The 22,036-nt window shown below is 69.3% G+C and carries 20 protein-coding genes; 13 read left to right on the top strand and 7 right to left on the bottom strand.

The annotated features are described in order from the left end of the window. Nucleotides 1-11 precede the first annotated feature (11 nt). From AABN02_RS08010 to AABN02_RS08000, 3 genes are read left to right on the top strand one after another with little or no spacing between them, the layout of a single operon-like run. Entirely contained in the window at nucleotides 12-1,181 is a 1,170-nt protein-coding gene (locus tag AABN02_RS08010; RefSeq protein WP_338414401.1) for a COX15/CtaA family protein, read from the top strand. After that, entirely contained in the window at nucleotides 1,178-2,092 is a 915-nt protein-coding gene (gene cyoE / locus AABN02_RS08005; protein WP_338414400.1) for a heme o synthase, read from the top strand. The genes AABN02_RS08010 and cyoE overlap by 4 nt, the downstream gene beginning before the upstream one ends. Further along, nucleotides 2,089-2,718 (top strand): SCO family protein, encoded by a 630-nt coding sequence (locus tag AABN02_RS08000; protein WP_338414399.1) that lies wholly within the window; start codon nucleotides 2,089-2,091, stop codon nucleotides 2,716-2,718. The genes cyoE and AABN02_RS08000 overlap by 4 nt, the downstream gene beginning before the upstream one ends. A 27-nt stretch (nucleotides 2,719-2,745) precedes the next feature. On the opposite strand, the gene AABN02_RS07995 is transcribed toward AABN02_RS08000, so the two are convergent. Continuing rightward, the gene (locus AABN02_RS07995) at nucleotides 2,746-3,663 is read right to left on the bottom strand and encodes a LysR family transcriptional regulator (protein WP_338414398.1); all 918 of its coding nucleotides are present in this window, start codon (nucleotides 3,661-3,663) and stop codon (nucleotides 2,746-2,748) included. Nucleotides 3,664-3,786: 123 nt separating this feature from the next. On the opposite strand from AABN02_RS07995, the gene AABN02_RS07990 reads away from it, so the two are divergent. Further along, nucleotides 3,787-4,203 carry a TerB family tellurite resistance protein gene (locus tag AABN02_RS07990; RefSeq protein WP_338414397.1) on the top strand — a complete coding sequence of 139 codons (417 nt, stop codon included), beginning with the start codon at nucleotides 3,787-3,789 and terminating at the stop codon, nucleotides 4,201-4,203. Nucleotides 4,204-4,226: 23 nt separating this feature from the next. On the opposite strand, the gene AABN02_RS07985 is transcribed toward AABN02_RS07990, so the two are convergent. Continuing rightward, nucleotides 4,227-6,113 (bottom strand): ATP-binding cassette domain-containing protein, encoded by a 1,887-nt coding sequence (locus AABN02_RS07985; protein ID WP_338414396.1) that lies wholly within the window; start codon nucleotides 6,111-6,113, stop codon nucleotides 4,227-4,229. Between the two features lie 224 nt (nucleotides 6,114-6,337). Here AABN02_RS07985 and AABN02_RS07980 point away from each other — a divergent pair, with 224 nt between their 5' ends. Next, complete coding sequence (locus tag AABN02_RS07980; protein WP_338414395.1) at nucleotides 6,338-7,648, top strand: cation:proton antiporter; 1,311 nt, start codon at nucleotides 6,338-6,340, stop codon at nucleotides 7,646-7,648. A 28-nt stretch (nucleotides 7,649-7,676) separates the two neighbouring features. Next, on the top strand, nucleotides 7,677-8,807 hold the full coding sequence (locus AABN02_RS07975) for a YbdK family carboxylate-amine ligase (RefSeq protein ID WP_338414394.1): 1,131 nt from the start codon (nucleotides 7,677-7,679) through the stop codon (nucleotides 8,805-8,807). A gap of 24 nt (nucleotides 8,808-8,831) precedes the next feature. On the opposite strand, the gene lnt is transcribed toward AABN02_RS07975, so the two are convergent. Further along, nucleotides 8,832-10,343 (bottom strand): apolipoprotein N-acyltransferase, encoded by a 1,512-nt coding sequence (lnt, locus tag AABN02_RS07970; RefSeq protein ID WP_338414393.1) that lies wholly within the window; start codon nucleotides 10,341-10,343, stop codon nucleotides 8,832-8,834. Nucleotides 10,344-10,347: 4 nt separating this feature from the next. Continuing rightward, nucleotides 10,348-11,235 (bottom strand): transporter associated domain-containing protein, encoded by an 888-nt coding sequence (locus tag AABN02_RS07965; RefSeq protein WP_338414392.1) that lies wholly within the window; start codon nucleotides 11,233-11,235, stop codon nucleotides 10,348-10,350. Nucleotides 11,236-11,407: 172 nt separating this feature from the next. On the opposite strand from AABN02_RS07965, the gene AABN02_RS07960 reads away from it, so the two are divergent. The 7 genes from AABN02_RS07960 to AABN02_RS07930 all read left to right on the top strand — a co-directional run bounded on the left by AABN02_RS07960 (nucleotide 11,408) and on the right by AABN02_RS07930 (nucleotide 19,933). After that, a complete protein-coding gene (locus AABN02_RS07960; protein ID WP_338414391.1) occupies nucleotides 11,408-12,469 on the top strand; it encodes a GTP-binding protein in 1,062 nt (353 codons plus the stop codon). Between the two features lie 138 nt (nucleotides 12,470-12,607). Then, nucleotides 12,608-13,081 carry an RNA polymerase-binding protein DksA gene (gene dksA / locus AABN02_RS07955; protein ID WP_338414390.1) on the top strand — a complete coding sequence of 158 codons (474 nt, stop codon included), beginning with the start codon at nucleotides 12,608-12,610 and terminating at the stop codon, nucleotides 13,079-13,081. Between the two features lie 51 nt (nucleotides 13,082-13,132). Further along, nucleotides 13,133-14,926: a hypothetical protein gene (locus AABN02_RS07950; protein ID WP_338414389.1), complete on the top strand. Its 1,794-nt coding sequence runs from the start codon at nucleotides 13,133-13,135 to the stop codon at nucleotides 14,924-14,926. 61 nt (nucleotides 14,927-14,987) lie between these two features. Further along, nucleotides 14,988-15,530, top strand: coding sequence for an ATP-dependent protease subunit HslV (hslV, locus tag AABN02_RS07945; RefSeq protein ID WP_338414388.1), 543 nt, complete (start codon nucleotides 14,988-14,990; stop codon nucleotides 15,528-15,530). 13 nt (nucleotides 15,531-15,543) lie between these two features. Further along, on the top strand, nucleotides 15,544-16,908 hold the full coding sequence (gene hslU, locus AABN02_RS07940) for an ATP-dependent protease ATPase subunit HslU (protein ID WP_338414387.1): 1,365 nt from the start codon (nucleotides 15,544-15,546) through the stop codon (nucleotides 16,906-16,908). 77 nt (nucleotides 16,909-16,985) lie between these two features. Next, entirely contained in the window at nucleotides 16,986-19,085 is a 2,100-nt protein-coding gene (locus AABN02_RS07935; RefSeq protein ID WP_338414386.1) for an EAL domain-containing protein, read from the top strand. A 65-nt stretch (nucleotides 19,086-19,150) separates the two neighbouring features. After that, complete coding sequence (locus AABN02_RS07930) at nucleotides 19,151-19,933, top strand: potassium channel family protein (protein WP_338414385.1); 783 nt, start codon at nucleotides 19,151-19,153, stop codon at nucleotides 19,931-19,933. Here AABN02_RS07930 and AABN02_RS07925 read toward each other — a convergent pair. The 3 genes from AABN02_RS07925 to AABN02_RS07915 all read right to left on the bottom strand — a co-directional run. Further along, nucleotides 19,921-20,694 (bottom strand): type III pantothenate kinase, encoded by a 774-nt coding sequence (locus AABN02_RS07925; RefSeq protein WP_338414384.1) that lies wholly within the window; start codon nucleotides 20,692-20,694, stop codon nucleotides 19,921-19,923. The genes AABN02_RS07930 and AABN02_RS07925 overlap by 13 nt on opposite strands. 48 nt (nucleotides 20,695-20,742) lie before the next feature. Beyond that, nucleotides 20,743-21,273 carry a hypothetical protein gene (locus tag AABN02_RS07920; RefSeq protein WP_338414383.1) on the bottom strand — a complete coding sequence of 177 codons (531 nt, stop codon included), beginning with the start codon at nucleotides 21,271-21,273 and terminating at the stop codon, nucleotides 20,743-20,745. Nucleotides 21,274-21,406: 133 nt separating this feature from the next. Further along, nucleotides 21,407-22,036 (bottom strand): transposase (locus AABN02_RS07915; protein ID WP_338414382.1); only part of this gene is annotated, 630 nt, incomplete at its 5' end.

Raw genomic sequence — 22,036 nt, 5'->3', positions numbered from 1 at the left:
GTGCCCACGCCATGAAACCGACCGACCTCATCGACCTCGGCCCGCTGGCACAGATCGCGCTGCTGGCCGCCGCACTGGCCACGCTGCCGCTGGTGTGGCTGGCGTGGCGCCACCGCGGCCAGACCACCCCGCAGCGGCTGCGGGCGCTGACGCTGGTCACGCTGTTCCTGACCTTCGACCTCGTGCTCTTCGGCGCCTTCACCCGGCTGACCGACTCCGGCCTGGGCTGCCCCGACTGGCCGGGCTGCTACGGCAACTCCAGCCCCTTCGGCGCCGTCCACCAGATCACGCAGGCCCAGACCGCGATGCCCACCGGCCCGGTCACGCACGGCAAGGCGTGGATCGAGATGATCCACCGCTACCTCGCCACCGGCGTCGGCGCGCTGCTGACGGTGCTGATGGTGTGGAGCGTGCTGGCCGTGCGCCGGCTGCGCCGCAGCGATCCGGCGCAGGCGCGGCTGGTCGCGCCGGGCTGGGCCGCGCTCACCTTCGTCTGGGTTTGCCTGCAGGGCGCGTTCGGCGCGCTCACCGTGACGATGAAGCTCTACCCCGCCATCGTCACCTGCCACCTGCTCGGCGGCATCGGCCTGCTCGCGCTGCTGGCCGTGCAGACGCGCCGACATGCGCCGCAGCCGCTCACCCTGTCGGCCACGCTGCGCACCGCCGTGTGGGCCGTGCTCGGGCTCGTCGTGCTGCAGGTCGCGCTCGGTGGCTGGGTGAGTACCAATTACGCGGTGCTGGCCTGCCAGGACGTGCCCACTTGCCAAGGCCAATGGTGGCCGCCGATGGACTTCGACGCCGGCTTCACCCTGCAACGTGGCCTGGGCGTGCAGGCCGATGGCAGCGCCCTGCCCTTCGCCGCGCTCACCGCCATCCACGTCACGCACCGGATCGGCGCCGTCGTCGTGCTGGCCGCGCTCGGCCTGCTGATCGCGGCGCTGCGCCGGCCCGCTCCCCGCTACGCCCGTGGTCTGCTCGCCATCGCCGTGCTGCAGACGCTCACCGGCCTGTCCAACATCGTGCTCGGCTGGCCACTGCTGGCCGCCGTGGCCCACACCGGCGGCGCGGCCGCACTGGTGACGCTGCTGGCCGCGCTGCTCGCGCACAGCCACCGCGCCACCGCCCCCTCGCCCGCCCCGCCGGTCTCTTCCCACCTCCCGTCAGCCGCCCCGTCCCGATGAATGCCACCACCCTCACCCCGACCACGCCGCGCCTGTCGCGCTGGCGCCAGTACGTCGCGCTGACCAAGCCGCGGGTCGTGCAGCTCATCGTGTTCTGCGCGGCGATCGGCATGCTGCTGGCCATCCCTGGTGCGCCGCGCTGGGCGGACGTTGTCACCGCGCTCCTCGCCACCGCCGGCATCTGGCTGGTGGCGAGCGCCGCGGCGGCGTTCAACTGCCTGATCGAGCAGAAGATCGACGCCCGCATGAAGCGCACCTCCTGGCGCCCCACCGCCAACGGCGACCTGAGCCAGGCACAGGCCCTGCTGTTCTCGGCCGTGCTGGGCGGGGCGGGCATGGCGCTGCTGTACTTCCGCGTCAACCCGCTGACGGCGTGGCTGACCTTCGGCACCTTCGTCGGCTACGCGGTCATCTACACGGTGATCCTCAAGCCGATGACGCCGCAGAACATCGTCATCGGCGGTGCCTCGGGCGCGATGCCGCCGGTGCTGGGCTGGGCTGCGCTGACCGGCGAGGTCGGGCCGGAGGCGATCGCACTGTTCCTGATCATCTTCCTGTGGACCCCGCCGCACTTCTGGGCGCTGGCGCTCTACCGCGCCGAGGACTACGCCCGCGCCGGCCTGCCGATGCTGCCCGTGACCCACGGCAACGAGTTCACGCGGCTGCAGATCCTGCTCTACACCTTCATCCTGTTCGCCGCGACGCTGCTGCCCTTCGTGCAGGGCATGAGCAGCTGGCTCTATCTGGCCGCAGCCGTGGTGCTGGGCGCGCGGTTCATCCACTACGCCATCCGCCTGCGTCGCGAATACAGCGAAGCGCTCGCCCGCGAGACCTTCCGCTTCTCGATCTGGCACCTGTCGCTGCTCTTCGCCGCGCTGCTGCTCGACCATTACCTGAGGCCCTGGCTGTGACTGTGACTGTTCCCACCCGAGCCCACCGGCCCGCGCGGCGTCTGGCCCTGCTGGTCTCCACCCTGGCCGTGCTCGGCGCCCTGGGTGGCTGCGAGAAGGCACCACCACCCAGCTTCAAGTCGCTCGACATCACCGGCGCCGAATACGCCCGCCAGCTCGCGCTGACCGACGCCAACGGCCAGCCCTTCCAGCTCTCCAGCCTGAAGGGCAAGGTCGCCGTCGTCTTCTTCGGCTACACGCAGTGCCCGGACGTCTGCCCGACCACGCTGACCCACCTCGCCGAAACCCAGCGCCTGCTCGGCCCGGACGGCGACAAGCTGGTCGGCATCTTCGTCACGGTCGATCCGAAGCGCGACACCGCCACGCTGCTGAAGTCCTACGTCGGCGCCTTCAACCCGAACTGGGTCGCGCTGCGCGGCACGCCGGACGAGGTCGCCGCCGCTGCCAAGGAGTTCAAGGTGTTCTACCGCGAAGTGCCGGGCAAGACGGAAACCAGCTACACGGTGGACCACACCGCGGCGTCCTTCGTCTTCGATCCGCAGGGCAAGGTGCGGCTCTATGTGCGGCACAACACGCCGCCAGCGGATCTGGCGGCGGACATCAAGGTCCTGCTGTCCAGTCACTGAACAGGCCAGACCAGACCTGCCACAGGATCAAGGCCGGGAGCCGGACGGCATGCGCCGGCCCGCCACTGGCTCGGACCACAAGCGCTGGACCAGCGGATGCTGGATGCGCTTGTCGGCTGCGATGGCAAAAAACGGCTCTTCCACACCCGGACTGCCCCCGACACGGCACACGCCGTAGCGGGCCACCAGGTCGTCATGCACCCAGTCAGCGGCCGGGAACACGCCCATCCCGCCCGCGCCGAAGGTCTTGAGCATCGCGCTGTCGTCGAATTCGCCGACCACCCGCGGGTGCAGCGCCTCGCGCTCGAACCACTGGTCCAGCCCGGTGCGCATCGCGGCAGACCGCGTCGGTAGCAGCACCGGCACGCGGGCCAGTGCGCGGGGAAAATCGTCGCGCAGCATGGACTGCCACGCGGGAGGTGCATACCAGCCCACCGGCGATCCCCCCAGCCGGTGGCTGTAGAGCCGCAGGCCAGGCTGCGGCGGTGCGGAGCGGTCGGCCAGCACCACATCGAGCCGGTGCAGCGCCAGATCGGCCAGCATCGGCTCGAAGTCCTGCTCGCGGATCTGCAAGCGCAGGTGGGGCTCGTCCAGCACCGGTTGCAGCAGCCGCCACACCACCAGCTTGGGCAGCCCGCCGCCCACCCCCACCGCCAGCCGCACCACCGGCACGGTCGCCGCATCACGCACCCGGTCGGGCAGCGCCGCGCCGAGCTGGAAGATCTGCTCGGCCTGCAGCATCGCCGCACGCCCCGCCTCGGTGAGCACCACGCCCCGGCCGGCCGGCTGCAGCAGCGCGTGGCCCAGCGCCTGCTCCAGCTCGCGCACCTGCGCACTCACCGTCTGCACCGCCACCCCCAGCCGCTCGGCGCCCCGCGAGAGGCCGCCCTCCTTGGCGACCACCCAGAAGTAGTAGAGATGCCGGTAGCTGAAGTCGAGGCTCATGGTTCGTATTTTACGAACCAAAACTCAGTGAATGGCTGGTTTTTCCGCCATGTCTGGGCGCCTAAGCTGTGCCTGTCGATGAGCACATCGCACCACGTTCCCACCACCACAAGGACTTTCAGCATGCGCAGCTACCCCCGCAACAGCCCCGAAGCCGCCGCCCGTGTCGTCGCCCTGGCCCTGCTGGCCGACGGACACCTGAGTCTGGTCGAGATCGACGCACTGGAGCTGCACGGCGTCGCCGAACGCCTGGGCCTGACCGGGCACGCCTTCCGCGAGGTGATGCATGGCCTGTGCGAAGACCTGCTGGTGCAGTCGCCGATGGTCTGGTCGAACAACAGCCACATCGACCCGCAACTGGTCAAGGGACTGCTGTCCGAAATCGATCACCCGGGCTTGTGCGCCGAACTGATGCACGTGTGCCGCACGGTGATCGAGGCCGACCGCCACGTGGCCGACAGCGAGGCGCTGATGCTCTCCACCGCCTTCGTGCACTGGCACCACACGCTGGCCCAGCGCACGATGGCCCTGGCCGCCTGACGCCCATCGCCGGATGTCGACGGTCAGCGCGCGCCCAGCGTCTCCCAGCGCTCCATCAGCGCCAGCAGCTCGTCGTCGATCACTCCATGGCGCGCGTGCGCCGCGGCCACCTTGTCGGCCGGCCCGGCGTACAGCGCGGTGCCGGCGAGCGCCTCGTTCAGCGCCGCCTGCTCGGCTTCGAGCGCGGCGATGCGGGCGGGCAGCTCGTCCAGCTCGCGCTGCTCCTTGTAGCTGAGCTTGCGCTTGGCGGCGGGTGCAGCCACCGGTGCGGCGGCCACCGCCACGGCCTTCGCCGGTGTCGGCGCGGGGGCGTTGCGGGCGGCCTTGGCGGCCATCGCGGCGGCACGTTGGGACTGCAGCAGCCAGTCCTCGACGCTGCCTTCGTACTCGCGCCAGTTGCCGTCGCCTTCGCTGACGATGGTGCTGGTCACCACGGCGTCCAGGAAGCGCCGGTCGTGGCTGACCAGGAACACGGTGCCCTTGAAGTTCTGCAGCAGGTCTTCCAGCAGCTCCAGCGTCTCGATGTCGAGGTCGTTGGTCGGCTCGTCGAGCACCAGCACATTGGCCGGCCGCGCGAACAGCCGCGCCAGCAGCAGCCGGTTGCGTTCGCCGCCGGAGAGGCTGCGCACCGGCGAATTCGCCCGCGCCGGCGAGAACAGGAAGTCGCCGAGGTAGCTCATCACGTGCTTGCGCGCGTTGCCGATCTCGATCCACTCGCTGCCGGGGCTGATGGTGTCGGCCAGCGTGGCGTCGAGGTCGAGCGCCTCGCGCATCTGGTCGAAGTAGGCGACCTGCAGCAGCGTGCCGAGCTTGACCGTGCCGCTGTCGGGCTGGAGTTCGCCGAGGATCATCTTCAGCAGCGTCGTCTTGCCGGCGCCGTTCGGGCCGATGAAACCGACCTTGTCGCCGCGCAGGATCGTCCCGGTGAAGCCGCGCACGATGGTGCGGTCGCCGTAGGACTTGGTGGCGTCCTCCAGTTCGGCGACGATCTTGCCGCTGCGCGAGCTGGCATCGACTTCGAGCCGCACCTTGCCCACCACGTCGCGCCGCGCGGCGCGCTGGTCGCGCAGGGCGGTCAGGCGGTTGATGCGGCTGACGCTGCGGGTGCGGCGCGCCTCGACCCCCTTGCGAATCCAGACCTCTTCCTGCGCCAGCAGCTTGTCGAAGCGGGCGTTGAAGAGCGACTCGTCTTCGAGTTCGCGGGCCTTGGTCGCTTCATAGGTGGTGAAGCTGCCCGGATAGCTGCGGATCTGGCCGCGGTCGAGTTCGAGGATGCGCGTCGAGACGGCGTCCAGGAAGGCCCGGTCGTGGGTGATCAGCAGCACCGCGCCACGGAACGAGATCAGCAGGTCCTGCAACCAGATGATGGATTCGAGGTCCAGGTGGTTGGTCGGCTCGTCGAGCAGCAGCACATCGGGTGCGGCCACCAGCGCCTGCGCCAGCGCCACCCGCTTGCGCAGACCGCCGGACAGCGCATCGACCTGCTGGTCCGCGGTGAGCTTGAGCCGCTCCAGCGTCTCGTCGACCCGCTGCTCCCAGGTCCAGCCGTCGACGGCCTCGATCTGGCTCTGCAGCGCGTCCAGGTCATCGCCCTCGGCGTGGGCCTCGTAGCGCTCGCGCAAGGACTTGGCCTCGGCAACGCCCACGCTGACCGCATCGAACACGCTGATGCCCGGCTCGAACTGCGGCTCCTGCGGCACGTAGTAGCGGCGCACATTGGCCTGCACCTGCAGCGTGCCGTCGTCGGGCAGTTCCAGGCCGGCGAGGATTTTCAGCAGCGACGACTTGCCGGTGCCATTGCGTCCGATGAGGCCGATGCGTTCGCCAGCCTCCAGCGACATCGCAGCGTGGTCGAGCAGCGCCACGTGACCGTAGGCGAGGCTGGCGTCAAGAAGGGTAAGGAGGGCCATGGGGGAGTTCTGACGATAATCGACCATTATCGACCCCGGGCGTCCAGCGGCCGGAATCACCGTGTGCAGACGACCCACGCGCGTCACATCACGTTGTTACCGTGCCCGGCCGGCCGGTCGGTACACTGCGGCCGGATACGCGAAATTTCGTGAAATATGTCGCAAATGTACGGCATGTAACCAAATACCAAGCCCCTGGACCAGCGGCCCCGAGGAGACCGGATGTGAGCAAGACCGATGTGTCATTTCCCCTGGACCTGCTGAGCGCCGGCAGTGCCGGCGGGTTCAGCCTCGACAACCTCGGCACCCTGGGCAGCGAACTGGCACTCTGGCCGATCGAGGCCCTGCGCGGCGCGGATCCGATCATGGGGCTGGCGGTGCTGATGATCGTGGCGCTGCTGGCCGGGGAAGCGGTGCACCGCATGACCCGGCTGCCGCGGGCCCTCGGCGCGATGCTGGTCGGCGCCCTGGCCAGCCCGCTGGCGCTGAGTCTGGTGGTGCGCGCCGAGCTGGATCCGTGGAAACCGCTGCTCGATCTGGCCGTGGGCCTGCTGGTGTTCGAGCTGGGCAGCCGCATCCGGCCGCGCTGGCTGATCGACAACCCGTGGCTGGCCGTCAAGTGCCTGGCCGAGGCCCTGGTCACCGGCGTGGCCGTCACCGCGGCGCTGGTCTGGCTGAACGTGTCGCTGTCGTCGGCGGCGCTCGCGGGCGCGGTGGCGATGGCCAGCTCGCCCGTCATCGCCATGACCGTGCTCAACGAGCTGAAGCCACGCGGCCAGGTCAGCGAACGGCTGCTGATGATGACGGCGGTGAACACCGTCTGCGCCGTGCTGGCGCTGACCGCCTGGCGGGTGCTGACGACGCTGGATTCCGGTGGTTTCGAATGGCAGCCGGCGCTGGCCGGGGCGGTCTACACGCTGTGCGGCTCCTACCTGCTGGGCGCCGTCAGCGGCCTGCTGCTGGAGCGGCTGAGCCGGCAGATCCACGGCAGCGGACTGGCCGCACTGCAGCTCGCGCTGGTGGTGCTGGCGGCGATGCTGGCGGCGCAGTACACCTTCTCGCCGCTGCTGGCCCTGCTCATCGCCGGCATGGTCGCCCGCAGCCGGATGGGCCACCGGCTGCAGGTCGAGCCACAGCTCGGCAGCGGCGGCGCAGCGCTGACGCTGCTGCTGCTGGTGACGCTGGGGCTGCTGTCCACGCTGGAAGGCCTGGTGGACCTGCTGCCGCTGGTCGCCGCCATCATCGGCGCGCGCTTTCTCGCCAAGACCGGCACGGTGATCCTGCTGGCCCGCCCCAGCGGCCTGGGCTGGCGGCAGGCGCTCGGGCTGGGTCTGGCGCTGCAGCCGGCCTCCAGCCTGACGGTGCTGCTGACCGGCAACACGCTGGGCTGGCCGAGCGCGCTGCCGCTGCCGGAGTCGACCCTGCTGCAGGCGCTGCTGATCGCGCTGACGCTGATGCAGCTGAGCGGGCCGGTCTGGCTGCAGCTCGGCCTGTGCGGCGTCGCCCGCGAGACCTGCACCCCCCCGTCCCGCTGACGCACTGCCACGCCCCGAGGAACCGCCCATGTCTTTGCAGGACTTCACCACCTCCGAGTCGCTGACCATCGGCGTCGAGCTGGAGCTGCAGCTCATCTCCACGCACGACCACGACCTGATCCCGCAGGCGCAGGACCTGCTGCGCGAGACCGCCCGCCACACCGGCGCCTGGGACATCAAGCCCGAGATCACGCGCTCGATGATCGAGATCGGCACCTCGATCCAGCGCGAACACGGCCCGCTGGTGGCCGAACTGCGCGACATGCGCGACCAGCTCGTGCGCGCGGCGCGGCGCCTGAACATCGAGATCGCTGGCGGCGGCACCCACGCCTTCCAGCACTGGAGCGAACAGCAGATCTACCCCGGCGAGCGCTTCCACTACCTCAGCGACCTCTACGGCTACCTGGCCAAGCAGTTCACCGTCTTCGGCCAGCACGTCCACGTCGGCTGCCCGAACGGCGACGACGCACTGTGGCTGCTGCACGCGCTGTCGCGCTACGTGCCGCACTTCATCGCGCTGTCGGCCTCGTCGCCCTTCGTGCAGGGGCACGACACCGGCTTCGACTCGGCACGGCTGAACTCGGTCTTCGCGTTTCCGCTGTCCGGGCGGGCGCCCTTCGTGCGGAGCTGGGACGAGTTCGGCGCCTACTTCGACAAGATGACCGCCACCGGCGTGGTCAAGTCGATGAAGGATTTCTACTGGGACATCCGCCCCAAGCCCGAGTACGGCACGATCGAGCTGCGCGTGTGCGACACCCCGCTGACGGTGGAGAAGGCCGCGGCGCTGGCGTGTTACCTGCAGGCCATCTGCCGCTACCTGATCGAGGAGCGCCCGTTCGAGCCGGTGGAGGACGACTACCTCGTCTACACCTACAACCGCTTCCAGGCCTGCCGCTTCGGGCTGCAGGGCGACATCGTCAACCCGCAGACCAAGGAGCGCGGCAAGCTGCGCGACGACATCGTGCGCACGCTGGCGCGGGTCGAGACGCACGCGGTCGATCTGAAGTCGTGGGAGGCCTGCCAGCTGCTGCGCGAGTCGCTCGGCGAGGGCAATGATGCGCAGTGGCTGCGGCGGCAGCGGGCGCAGGACGCGCCGCTGTCGGAGGTCGTCGAGGCGGCGGCCCGGCGGTGGGCACACAGCCCGCCCGCAGCGCGCTGACCCGCCAGTCCGCTGGCGACAGGGTCAGTTCGGCGTCCGGCGGCGCGCGACCACGGCGACTGCGCCCAGGGCCAGCGCCCACAGCGGCCACAGACCGAACCGGCCCGCCCACCAGACAAACGGCGTCGTGCCCTCGCGCCCCTGCACCTGCGCCTCCAGCACGCCACGCACATGCGGCGCCAGCCGGTGCGTCACCACGCCGCGGTGGTCGATCGCCACCGTGGCCCCCGTGTTGGTGGCGCGCACCATCGGCCGCTGCAGCTCCAGCGTGCGCATGCGCGAGATCAGCAGGTGCTGGTCCACCGCGACCGACTCGCCGAACCAGCCAATGTTGCTGACATTGGCCAGCACGGTCGGCGCCGTCGCTGCGTCCACGAAGCGCGCCGCCAGTTCCTCGCCGAACAGATCCTCGTAGCAGATGTTCGGCCCGACCCGCTCGGCACCCACCGTGAACGACGGCGCCACCAGCGGGCCGCGGGCGAAGTCGCCCAGCGGCATCTGCATCATGTCCACGAACCAGCGGAAGCCCAGCGGGATGAACTCGCCGAAGGGCACGAGGTGGTGCTTGTCGTAGCGGTAGACGGGCGCGCCGGCCCCGGCGCTGAATCCCGCGACGGAGTTGGTGTAGCCCCGATCCGTGTCTCCCAGCGGCACGCCGATCAGCGCCCGGGTGCGGCCCTGTGCAAAGTGGCTCTGCAGCCCCTCCCACAGGCCCGGCGGCAACTGCGCCGGTAGCAGCGGAATGGCGGTTTCCGGCGCGATCACCAGATCGGCCGTGGAGGCCAGCAGCGCCTTGATGTGCCAGTCCAGTGTTTCGGGCAGGCGGCTGAACTCGAATTTTTCGTCCTGCGGCACATTGCCCTGCAGCAGCGTCACGGACAGGCCGGAGCGTGCGCGGGTGAAGTCGCCGCCGGTCCAGGCTGGCAGCAGCACGAGCGCGCCCGTGACGACCACCGCGCCGAGCCGGGGGACCAAACCGGGTGTCGCCAGCCCCCGCTGCACCAGCAGGCCCAGCCCCGCGGCCACCGCCCCGATGCCGTACACGCCGGTCCAGGGCGCCAGTGCCGCCAGCGGCCCGTCCACATGCGCGTAACCAGCGGCGCCCCACGGAAACCCGGTGAAGATCTGCGCCCGCGCCAGTTCGGCCAGCAGCCACAGGGCGCTCCACAGCAGGAGGTCGGGCACAAGCCGATCGCGCTTCCAGCGCACGAACAGCGCCGTCGCCAGCGCCAGATAGACCGACAGCGCCGCCGCCAGCAGCGCGACAGCCAGCACGGCCAGCCAGGCCGGCAGGTGCCCGTAGCGGTACAGGCTGGTGAACAGCCACCAGAAGGTGCCGCCCAGCCAGCCCACGCCAAAGGCCCCGCCCACCAGCCAGGCCCGCCGCGGCGGCGCTGCGCTGACCAGAGCCAGCAGCGCGGCCACGGACAACACCTCCAGCCAGCCCCGTGCAACCGGGGCCATGGACCAGGCCTGTACCCCGCCCGCGAGCAGGGCGAGCGCCACCAGGACCAGCAGGCGCCTGCGCGCGGACACCGCCTCAGCCACCGGCCATCTCGTCCAGCGACAGGCGCACCACCTTGAACCAGCGCACCGCCCCGCCCCGGGTCAGCATCACCGAGAAGCGCAGCGGCCCGACATCGACGATCTCGCCACGCCGCGGCACCCGGCCGTTGCGGTGCGCGACGAGTCCGCCGATGGTCTCGATGCCGTCCTCGGCCAGTTCGATCGCGAAGTGGGCGTTGATGGCCTCGATCGACGCGTCGCCCGGCACCCGGCAGCTGCCGTCGGCCAGCGTGTAGAGGCCGGACTCGCTGACCTTGTCGTCGAACTCGTCCTCGATCTCGCCGACGATTTCCTCGAGCACATCCTCGATCGTGATCAGGCCGGCGAGCCCGCCGAACTCGTCGATGACGATGGCCAGGTGGTTGCGGTTGGAGCGGAAGTCGCGCAGCAGCTCGTTCAGGCCCTTGGACTCGGGCACGAACAGCGCCGGACGCAGGAGCGTGCGCAGGTGCAGCTCCGGGGCGCGCTGGACCTTGAGGAGATCCTTGGACATCAGCACGCCGATGATGTTGTCGCGCTCGCCCTCGAACACCGGGAACCGGGAGTGCCCGATGTCGATGACGCTGGCCAGTACCTCGTCGTAGGTCGAGGCGATGTCGATCATGTCCATCCGGGGCGAGGCCACCATGGCGTCGCCGGCCGTCAGGTCCGCCATGCGCAACACGCCTTCGAGCATCGACCGCGATTCCGGGTCGATCAGCTCGCGCTTCTCGGCGTCGGCCAAGGTCTCCAGAAGCTCGTTCCGGGAATCCGGTCCGGGAGAAATGAATTCGATCACGCGCTCGAAGAGCGTGCGGTGATCGTGTGGAGTGGCCCGTACCGACTCGCGGCCGAAACGGGAACTCTGCTGGGGTTCGGACACGATCAGGTGCCGGTAGTGATCATGTGGCGAGAATACCCGATGACGGTGACGCCGCGGATCCGGGCCAGCCCGACACCCTTGCCGCAGGACAAACGGATGCCTTGACACACCCAGGGGCTTGACAGACATTCGACAATCCGTTTTTTGTCCTCTGCCTCTCGCCCACCACCCCATGTCCACAGGCCTCATCCCCGCCACCATCCTCACCGGCTTCCTCGGCTCGGGCAAGACGACGCTGCTCAAGCGCATCTTGTCGGAAGCCCACGGCCAGAAGATCGCCGTGATCGAGAACGAGTTCGGCGAGGAGAACATCGACAACGACATCCTCGTCGGCGACACCGAGGAGCAGATCATCCAGCTGAGCAACGGCTGCGTCTGCTGCACGATCCGCGAGGACCTGCGCTCGACGCTGTCCGACCTGGCCGCCAAGCGCCGCAAGGGCGAACTCACCTTCGACCGCGTCGTGATCGAGACGACGGGGCTGGCCGATCCGGGTCCGGTGGCACAGACCTTCTTCATGGACGACGAGGTCGCCGAGAGCTACCTGCTCGACTCCATCCTGACGCTGGTCGACGCCGTGCATGCCCAGAAGCAGCTCGACGACCGCCAGGAAGCGCGCCGCCAGATCGGGTTCGCCGACCAGCTCTTCATCAGCAAGGCCGACCTCGTCGACGAGGCCACGCTCGACGCGCTGTCGCACCGCCTGAAGCACATGAACCCGCGCGCGCCGCAGCGCCGCGTGAACTTCGGCGACGTGCCGATCGCCCAGGTGTTCGACCTGCACGGCTTCAACCTGAACGCCAAGCTGGAGATCGACCCGGAGTTCCTGGCCGCCGCCGACCAGGGCCACGGGCACGGTGACCATGGCCATGACCACCATGGTCACGACCACGCACCCGGCGAGCACTGCGACCACCCGCACCACCATCACCACGACGACGACGTCAAGTCCTTCGTGTTCCGCTCGCACAAGGCCTTCAACCCGGCCAAGCTGGAGGACTTCCTCGGCTCCATCGTGCAGATCTACGGCCCGCGCATGCTGCGCTACAAGGGCGTGCTGAACATGAAGGGCACCGAGCGCAAGGTCATCTTCCAGGGCGTGCACCAGCTGATGGGCAGCGACCTCGGCCCGAAGTGGATGCCCGGCGAGAAGCGCCAGAGCAAGATGGTGTTCATCGGCATCGATCTGCCCGGCGACGTGTTCCAGCAAGGCCTGGCGCAGTGTCTGGTGTGATGCGCCGCACATCCGGGCACACCCTCGCCGGCACGCCTCAGGCACCGGCAGGCTGAGGTGGATACAATCCGCGCGCCCGGAATCGGCCCTGACAGGTGGCCGCCACGATTTCACCCTTGATTGCCACCAGAGTCTCCCATGCCCCAGAACGACCCCAAGACCGACCCGACCCTCGCCAACGCCTGGAAGACCAAAGCCGGCCGCGACCTGACGGAAGCGGAGCTGATGGCCATGCCCGAGAGCGAGTACATGAGCGAGCAGCAGCTCGACTTCTTCCGCGCCGGCCTGAAGAAGCAGAAGGACGATCTGCTGGCCAACGCCGGCGAGACGACCGAGCACCTGCGCGAAGACACGTCCATCGTCCCGGATCCGGCGGATCGCGCCACGATCGAGGAAGAGCACGCGCTGGAACTGCGCACCCGTGACCGCGAGCGCAAGCTGCTGAAGAAGATCACCCAGTCGCTCAGCCGCATCGAATCCGGTGACTACGGTTACTGTGATGAAACCGGCGAACCGATCGGCCTCGGCCGCCTGCTGGCACGCCCGACCGCTACACTGTCGCTGGAAGCGCAGCAGCGCAGGGAACTGAAACAAAAACTCTTCGGCGACTGAGCACACGGGCCCTGCTGATCACCCCGCCTGTGTCCAGCCGTACCTCCAGACATGGCTGACCCCAAGGATCCTCCCAAGAGCGGCTTTTTCCGCAAGGTGGTGCGCTTCGCGCTCAACCCGACCACCGACTGGGCAGACCTGAGTTCGGCGGGCACGGCCAGCACGGAAGACGACCACGCCAAGTCGGAACTCAAGGCGATGATCGAGCGCAAGCGGCGCAATGACTTCGTGCGCAAGCGCGAGTTCGACACGCTGCGCAAGATCCGCCGGGAAGGGCTGACCGGCGAAGGCCTGGCCGGACTCGACGGCCTGTCCCACCTCGACGACTCCGAGGTCCGCAGCCAGGACAGCTACGCCACCCGCCCGGACAGCGACGACGTCAAGGACAAGATCGACGCGATCGAGCGCCAGATGGTGGGCGAGGCCAACGGCTCGGCGCCCCGTCGCAACGCCGCGGTCACGATGGGCCGGCAGGCGCCGGTCGCGCGCACCGAGTCCTTCTTCGGCGCGACAACGGCCCCGCAGGTCATGGCGGCGCACCCCCAGCTCTCGGACGCGTTCAAGCCGACGACGCCCATGCAGATGGAGTCGGAGCTGATCGGCCACGACACCCACACCCGCGGCCTCTCGCTGCGGGCCTTCCCCTCCGAATCCCCAGGCCTGACGACGGGCGCCTCGCGTCTACCGCCCCCCCGCATCAGCAGCGTCCATGGCCCGATGGACGACACCTCGCCGCACAGCGTCGAAGTGACCGAGCTGGCCCACGATCCGGACCTCGACGAGGCCGTGATTGCCTTCGCCAACGCCGATTTCGAGCTGTGCGAACGCTCGCTGCACAGCCTGATCGGACTGAGCGGGCCACGCGCCCAGCATGCCGAGACCTGGTACGCCCTGTTCGATCTCTACCGCGCGATAGGCCAGCAGCTCAAGTTCGAGTCGCTGGCCGTGGACTACACCCAGCGCTTCGGCTGGTCGCCGCCGCAGTGGTATTCGCTGCCGCGGCTGGTGGCGGATGCCGTCGCCAGCGAGCGCGCACGCCCCACCCAGCGCGGCAACAGCCAGTTCGACGGCACGGTTGGCTGGGTCGCCCCCGATTTCATCGATGTCGACGCCGTCAGCCAGCTGCGCTCGCAGTTGCTGCAGATGCCGCTGCCCTGGGTGCTCGACTGGCGCCACACGCGCCACATCGACGCGCAGGCCGCCAGCGCGCTGCACCGCCTGCTGAAGGACTGGGCCGACGAGCCGATCGAGATGTGCTGGCTCGGCGGTGATTCGCTGTTCACGCTGCTGGCCGACCTGTCGCCAACGGGTGTGCGCGACGCCGATCCGGCGTACTGGATGCTGCGCCTCGAAGCGCTGCGCCTGACCCACCGGGCGCTCGATTTCGACCAGATCGCCATCGACTACTGCCTGACCTACGAGGTCTCGCCGCCGTCGTGGACCCCCTCGCGCTGCGTGCTCCGCCTGTCCGACGACACGGGCCGCACGGTCGCGCCGGTCTCCAGCGTCGCCGAGGTCGTCACCGGCTTCATGGAGTCGCAGACGCCGGACGAAGGCCTGCTGGAGGTGGCGACGGTCGAACTCAACGGCCAGCTCATCGGCGACATCAGCAACTTGCTCAAGGGCATGGACCAGCAGATCGGCAAGTCGACGCTGATCCAGGTCTCGTGCACGCGCCTGATCCGCGTCGACTTCATCGCGGCGGGCGATCTGCTCAACTGGGTGCTGTCCCGCCACTCCGAGGGGCGCAACGTCAGCTTCGTCGACGCCCACCGCCTGGTGGCGCTGTTCTGCGGGGCCATGGGCATCAGCGAACACGCCCGCGTCACGGTCCGGAACTTCTGATTCTGATCCCGGCCGGTCCGCGCCGCGGCGCGCACCGGCCTCTCACTGGAAACCCTTGCCCATGTCCACCGAGTCCTATCACGGCACCACCATCGTCAGCGTGCGCCGCGGCAACACCGTGGCCATCGGCGGTGACGGCCAGGTCACGCTCGGCCACATCATCGTCAAGTCCAGCGCGCGCAAGGTGCGCAAGCTGCACCGCGACCAGGTGCTGGCCGGCTTCGCGGGTGCCACGGCCGATGCCTTCACGCTGTTCGAGCGCTTCGAGGCCAAGCTCGAAAAACACCAGGGCCACCTCGTGCGCGCCGCCGTCGAGCTGACCCGCGACTGGCGCACCGACCGCGTGCTGCGCAAGCTCGAAGCCATGCTCGCGGTGGCCGACCGCACCGCCTCGCTGATCATCACCGGCAATGGCGACGTGCTGGAGCCGGAGCACGGCATCGTGGCGATCGGATCGGGTGGCGCCTATGCGCAGGCCGCCGCCCGCGCGCTGCTGCAGCACACCGAGATGGCGCCGGCCGACATCGTCAAGCGTTCGCTGGAGATCGCCGGCGACCTGTGCATCTACACCAACCAGACCCACACCATCGAGACGCTCGACTGAGCCGGAACCGACCATGAGCGCCATGACCCCGCAGGAGATCGTCTCCGAACTCGACCGCCACATCGTCGGCCAGCACGCCGCCAAGCGCGCCGTCGCCATCGCGCTGCGCAACCGCTGGCGCAGGCAACAGGTGGACGCCACGCTGCGCCACGAGATCACGCCCAAGAACATCCTGATGATCGGCCCGACCGGCGTCGGCAAGACCGAGATCGCCCGCCGGCTGGCCCGGCTGGCGGACGCCCCCTTCATCAAGGTCGAGGCCACCAAGTTCACTGAGGTCGGCTACGTCGGCAAGGACGTGGACACCATCATCCGCGACCTGGTCGAGAGCGCCGTCAAGCTCGAGCGCGACCGCCAGGTCACCCTCATGCGCCACCGCGCCGAAGACGCTGCCGAGGACCGCATCCTCGACGTGCTGGTGCCGCCGGTGCGGCCAGCGGCGTCCGGCGGCCTGGGCTTCGGTTTCGGGGAAGCACCCGCTCCTGCGCCGGCCCCGGTCGACAGCGCCGCGCGCCAGACCTTCCGCAAGCGCCTGCGCGAAGGCACGATGGAGGACAAGGAGATCGAGATCGACCTGGCCGAAGCGCGGCAGGCGGTCGAGATCATGGGGCCGGCCGGCATGGAAGACATGGCCGAGCAGCTCAAGGGCATGTTCTCGCAGCTCGGCCAGGGCAAGCGCAAGACCCGCAAGGTCACGATCGCCGAAGCGCGCCGCCTGCTGATCGACGAGGAAGCCCAGCGCCTGGTCAACGACGAGGAGATCGTCACCCGCGCGCTGCACAACACCGAGCAGAACGGCATCGTCTTCATCGACGAGATCGACAAGGTCACCAGCCGCAGCGAGTCGCAGGGCGCCGACGTGTCGCGCCAGGGCGTGCAGCGCGACCTGCTGCCGCTGGTCGAGGGCACCACCGTCAAGACCAAGCACGGCATGGTCAAGACCGACCACATCCTGTTCATCGCGTCGGGCGCCTTCCACCTGTCCAAGCCGAGCGACCTGATCCCGGAACTGCAGGGGCGCTTCCCGATCCGGGTGGAACTGTCCTCGCTGAGCGTGGACGACTTCGAGGCCATCCTCTCCAGCACCCACGCCAGCCTGATCAAGCAGTACCAGGCGCTTCTGGCCACCGAAGGTGTGACGCTGGAGTTCACCCCCGACGCCATCCGCCGCCTCGCCGAGACCGCCCACGGCGTCAACGAGCGCACCGAGAACATCGGCGCGCGCCGGCTGTCGACCGTGATGGAGCGGCTGCTCGACGAGCTCTCGTTCGAGGCCCCGCAGCGTGCCGGCCAGACCATCTCCATCGACGCGGCGGAGGTGGAAAAACGCCTCGGCGCCCTCGCTGGCAACGAAGATCTGTCGCGGTACATCCTCTGACACCAGGGGGTACCACCCCGGAACACGGGGTGTACCTGCCTCAGGCAAGTTCAACCCGGTCGGTATCATGGGTACCCATGCCTTGTCCCTCCGGTCCTGCTGCTGACGACACCCCCCCCTCCGGAGAGGCTGGGCCCGAGGCCGTGCAGGACCGGGACAAGCTGTGCCGGCTGGCCGACAGTGCGCCGGTCATGATGGCCTACTTCGACGGGCCGCGGCAGCTCTGCACCTACGCCAACCGGACCTTCGTGCAGGGGCTCTGCGACACGGCGCGCGCACCGCTGGGGCGTGCGCTGGCCGATGTGCTGACGCCGGAACTGGGTCAGCAACTGTCGCCCGCACTCGCCGGCACCCTGCTGGACGGCGAGGCGCTCACCCTGGAGCAGCCGCTGCAGCTGCGCGGTGGCCAGCACCTGTGGGTCGAGATCACGCTCACGCCGCACAGCGACCCAGAGGGCCGCCGCTCCGGCGTCTACGTGCTCATCGTGGACCAGAGCCGCCACCACGCCGCCGAGCGTGCCCTGCTCGAATCCGAGGAGCGCCTGTCCAAGTTCCTGCAGGCCGGCGTCGAAGGCATCTTCTTCCACCGCGACGGCCACATCGCCGATGCCAACCCGGCCCTGTGCGAGCTGGTCGGCCTGTCGCTGCACGACCTGCTGGGCCGCCCGGCCCTGATGCTGATCGCCCCCGAGCAGCACACCCGCACCATCCGGCAACTCGACGGCCAGCAGGACGTCACCTTCGAGACCAGCGTGGTCCACCAGGACGGCACGCGCATCCCCGTCGAAGTGATCGACCGCGGCACCATGCAGCACGGCGAGCCGATGCGCATGGCGGTGGTGCGCGACATCCGCGACCGCCACGCCACCCAGGCCAAGCTGCACTACCTCGTCCACCACGACGCACTGACCGGCCTGCCGAACCGCGCCGCCTTCCTCGCGCAGCTCGACCACCTGATGGTGGCCGCCCGCGCCTCCGACACCCAGCTCGCGCTGCTCTTCATCGACCTGGACCACTTCAAGCGCGTCAACGACTCGGTCGGCCACACCCGCGGCGACGCGCTGCTCAAGACCATCTCGCAGCGCCTGTGCGAGCGCGTGCGCAGCACCGACCGGGTTGCCCGCTTCGGCGGCGACGAGTTCATGGTGCTGCTGCCCGGCGTGCGCGACCGCGACGCCGTGGTCCGCGTGGCCGGCAAGCTGCTCGAAGCGGTGGGCGCGCCGGTGACGGTCGAGGGCCAGTCGATCTCGGTGACGCCGTCGATCGGCATCGCGCTCTATCCGCAGGACGGCGACACGCCCGACGTGCTCATCAAGCACGCGGACGCCGCCATGCACGTCGCCAAGGGCCGCGGCCGCGCCACCTTCGCCTTCTTCGAGCCGGCGGTCGCCACCACGGCCTACGACCAGCTGATGCTGGAAGGCGAACTGGGCCACGCCATCACGCACGAGGAGTTTTCGCTGCTGTTCCAGCCGCAGGTGCGGGCGTGTGATGGCCACCCGGTGGGCGTCGAAGCGCTCATCCGCTGGCAGCATCCGCAGCGCGGCCTGCTCGCGCCCAACGAGTTCATCGCCCTGGCCGAGCAGCACCGGCTGATCGTGCCCATCGGCGCCTGGGTGCTGCGCGAAGCCGCCCGCCAGGCGCGCCAGTGGCACGACGCCGGCTGGCCGCTCACCGTGGCGGTCAACCTCTCGACGCTGCAGTTCCAGGCGCCGGATTTCGTCGCCTCGATCCAGGCCCTGCTGGCCGAGACCGGCCTGCCCGCCGGCTGGCTGGAGCTGGAACTCACCGAGCGCATGCTGATGGACGACGTGCCGCAGGTCTGTGCGCGGCTGCAGCAGCTGCGGGCGCTGGGTGTGAAGCTCTCGGTGGACGATTTTGGCACCGGCTACTCCTCGCTCAGCCACCTGAAGGAGCTGCCGATCGACACCATGAAGATCGACCGCTCCTTCGTGCAGGAGCTGCCCCACCAGCGCGAATCGGCGGCCATCGCCAGCGCCATCGTCCAGCTCGCCCGCGGCCTCGGCCTGAGCGTGGTCGCCGAAGGCGTGGAAACCGAGGCGCAGCGGGCCTTCCTGGTCGGGCAGGGCTGCGACCAGCTGCAAGGGATGATCATCAGCGCCCCGCTGACGCCTTCCCAGCTGAAGGTCTGGCTGGCCACGCACCGACCCTCGTGACGCAGGACAACACGGCCGACAGACCGTGCAGCAGCGTGGCGCCGCGCCTCTGCTAATCTGGCCGGATGGCCATCCACCGCCTCCGATCCGCCTTGCGTGCCCACTCGGGCACCCTGCCGCTGCGCGTGCTGCGGGACCCGGACCGCTGGTTCATCCTGGGCACGCTGATCGCCACGATCCCGGCCTTCTACCTGGAGATGCTCACCGGTGAGCGCTCGCTCGTAGCCGCCGCCGTCTATGTCGTCGCCGCGCTGGCCATGCTGCTGCGCATCGCGCGGCGGCAGGTGCTCATGGCGAGCCGGTCCCGCCGCTGGCTGGTGTGGGCGCTGATCGCCGGGCTGCTGCTGGCGGCGCTGATGCCACCGAGTTCGACCTCGTCACTGGCGCTGTCGCTGCGGCTGCTGACGGCGCTGCTGACGCTGCTGCACATGATGTGGCTGCTGCAGCACCTGCTGGCGCGTGACAGCCTGCCGGCGCTGCTGGGCGCGGCGGTGCTGGTGCTGGTGCTGTGCGGCGCGGGCTTCTGGTGGATCGAACCCCGCACGCCAACATTGCAGGACGGCCTGTGGCTGGCCTTCACCACCGCAGCCACCGTCGGCTACGGCGACGTGGTGCCGAGCACGCCGGCGTCCAAGGTCTTCGCCGTGTTCGTGGTGCTGCTGGGCTTCGGCATCCTGTCGCTGGTCACGGCCTCGATCGCGGCGATGTGGGTCGAATCCTCGGAGCGGCGCATGGAGGACGACATCCTGCGCGACCTGCACGCCGAGATCGGCCAGCTGCGCGCCGAGCTGCGCGCCACGCACGAGGAACTGAAGGCGCTGCAGCGCCGGCTGGATCAGCCGCCCTGACCCGGACCCGCTGCGGCCAGTTGCAGCAGTCCCTCGAACACGAGCGTATCCGTCAGCTCGAAGGGCAGATCGGTCTCCGGCGCCAGCTTGACCGCGGCACCACCGCTCATCAGCAGCACCGGCGGCTCGCCGCAGCGCTGCACGAGGTGGCGGTGCATGCGCTCGATCGCGCCGGCGATGCCGTAGGTGCCGCCGCTCATCAGCGCGTCGCTGGTGTTGGTCGGGAATTCGCGGACCTCGCCGGTCGGCACCTTCAGGCCGGCCGTGCCCGACTCCATCGCCTTGAGCATCAGCCCGAAGCCCGGGAGGATCAGCCCGCCGAGGAAGTTCCCCTCGGCGTCGAGCGCATCGACCGTGACCGCCGTGCCCACCATCACCACCAGCACCGGCCGCGGCCGCCCGGCGGCCAGCACCCGCGCCCGCGCGCCGATCATCGCCACCCAGCGGTCCGAGCCGAGCCGGGCGGGATGCTCGTAGCCGTTGGTGACACCGCAGGCCACCGGCTGAGACACCACCCAGCGCGGCTCCAGGTCCCAGAGGTCCAGCTGCTCTTCGGCCCGCCGGCGCACCGCCAGGCCCGCCACCGCGCAGCCCAGCATGTGCGTGGGTGCAGGCAGGTGCGCCCACTCGTCGTCGGCCAGGCGGTCGATGGTTTCAAGGAATGACGCACCATGCGCCAGCAGTTCAGCCCCGGGCCGGGGGGCGGCATACAAGCCCCACTTGAGACGGGTATTGCCGATGTCGATGACAAGGAAACTCATGCAGGCAGGACCGCTACGACGCTACAGGTGGGAGACGACTGGCGACCGTCAGCGGACCGCCAGCAGGGATTCGACGCGCTGCAACAGCTGCCGCGCCTCGACCAGCGACCGCGAGCGGCTCAGTCGAGCCTGGACTTCGGGCAGCAGGGCCCGCAATTCTGCGCGAGACTGCACACGCCGCACGCGGATCATCGTCACCATCCCTGTCACGGGGACATTGGACAGCAGCACGTCCAGCAAGGCGCCGCGTGCCTGGGCGACATCGAACTCACGCGCATCGGGTGGCTCCGGTTCGGAGTCTTCCACCACGCTCGGCAAGGGGAGCGTGGAGTCCGGATCGAGGCAGGCGAACTCGCTGATGGTCTGGGAGTGGGGTGGCCCGATCACGATCAGGCCGAGTGAAAAGAGTTCGTCGATGTAGCTCTGGGGCACGCCCACCTGGCGTCCGAGCAGCACCACATCGTCCAGTGACCGTTCCCCGTCCACCAGCAACAGCAGCACGCGGTGCCGCTTGGACAGCCTGCAATCCTGCGATGCCAGTTCGGCGTGTCCGGCGGCCGTCTTGCACGGAATCCCCAAGGTTGTCCCTCGCAATCGTGGTGAAGGAATCAACGGAATCGCTGGTTCACCACGTGGGAATTGTGACTGTAAATCTTCACCTTGCGCTGCACGTTTGCAACGCCGCCGGGAGGAATTTGACATCCTCCCCGCCCTAAAGGACGGGGATTCCTCCTGCGAGACGCGCATGCCCGCGCGCGGCGATGTTCTTGGCTGCGTTCACGTCGCGGTGGTGTTCCGCGCCGCATTCGCAGCAAGTCCACCTCCTCATTCCAAGCCCTGTCCTACCTTTCGGACTGCTCGCGGGAATGACCCCGCAGCTCGAACACGTCTGGGTTGTGTAGGCTTCATTCACCTCTTCAAAGACGATGCCGGCCCCATGGCTCTTGTATTCCAGCATCGTCTTCAGCATTGACCATCCGGCGTCCAACGTGGACTTCGCCATCCTGGTCTTCACCATCGCGCCGGCCTGCACGTTCCCGACGAAGATCGCCGCGTTGCGCTCGACCAGCCCGGTGCTGAACTTGTGCATCGCGTCCTTGCGCGTGTTGGCGATCTTCCCGTGGATCGCGCGCACCCGGCCCTTTTTGCGCGCCCGCTGGGCGATCCCCAGCGCGCCCTCGTGCTTGCGGTACAGGCCGGATGCCAGCGCTTCGCCGTCCGAGCACGTCGCCGCGGTCTTCAGGCCGAGGTCGATGCCGACCGACCCGGTACCCGCCGACTTCGGCACGTCCACCTTGACGCACACGTTCAGGTACCACCGGCCGCGCGCGTCCTGCGAGAA

Source organism: uncultured Sphaerotilus sp., from assembly GCF_963924895.1.
GTDB lineage: Bacteria > Pseudomonadota > Gammaproteobacteria > Burkholderiales > Burkholderiaceae_C > Sphaerotilus.
This window is presented reverse-complemented; position numbering and strand designations above follow the sequence as displayed.

Excerpts from the sequence above, each read along its gene's own strand:
- AABN02_RS08010 (WP_338414401.1), top strand. The coding sequence starts at position 12 with ATGAAACCGACCGACCTCATCGACCTCGGCCCGCTGGCACAGATCGCG.
- cyoE (WP_338414400.1), top strand. The coding sequence starts at position 1,178 with ATGAATGCCACCACCCTCACCCCGACCACGCCGCGCCTGTCGCGCTGG.
- AABN02_RS07995 (WP_338414398.1), bottom strand. The coding sequence starts at position 3,663 with ATGAGCCTCGACTTCAGCTACCGGCATCTCTACTACTTCTGGGTGGTC.
- AABN02_RS07990 (WP_338414397.1), top strand. The coding sequence starts at position 3,787 with ATGCGCAGCTACCCCCGCAACAGCCCCGAAGCCGCCGCCCGTGTCGTC.
- AABN02_RS07985 (WP_338414396.1), bottom strand. The coding sequence starts at position 6,113 with ATGGCCCTCCTTACCCTTCTTGACGCCAGCCTCGCCTACGGTCACGTG.
- AABN02_RS07975 (WP_338414394.1), top strand. The coding sequence starts at position 7,677 with ATGTCTTTGCAGGACTTCACCACCTCCGAGTCGCTGACCATCGGCGTC.
- AABN02_RS07960 (WP_338414391.1), top strand. The coding sequence starts at position 11,408 with ATGTCCACAGGCCTCATCCCCGCCACCATCCTCACCGGCTTCCTCGGC.
- dksA (WP_338414390.1), top strand. The coding sequence starts at position 12,608 with ATGCCCCAGAACGACCCCAAGACCGACCCGACCCTCGCCAACGCCTGG.
- AABN02_RS07950 (WP_338414389.1), top strand. The coding sequence starts at position 13,133 with ATGGCTGACCCCAAGGATCCTCCCAAGAGCGGCTTTTTCCGCAAGGTG.
- hslV (WP_338414388.1), top strand. The coding sequence starts at position 14,988 with ATGTCCACCGAGTCCTATCACGGCACCACCATCGTCAGCGTGCGCCGC.
- hslU (WP_338414387.1), top strand. The coding sequence starts at position 15,544 with ATGAGCGCCATGACCCCGCAGGAGATCGTCTCCGAACTCGACCGCCAC.
- AABN02_RS07935 (WP_338414386.1), top strand. The coding sequence starts at position 16,986 with ATGCCTTGTCCCTCCGGTCCTGCTGCTGACGACACCCCCCCCTCCGGA.
- AABN02_RS07930 (WP_338414385.1), top strand. The coding sequence starts at position 19,151 with ATGGCCATCCACCGCCTCCGATCCGCCTTGCGTGCCCACTCGGGCACC.
- AABN02_RS07925 (WP_338414384.1), bottom strand. The coding sequence starts at position 20,694 with ATGAGTTTCCTTGTCATCGACATCGGCAATACCCGTCTCAAGTGGGGC.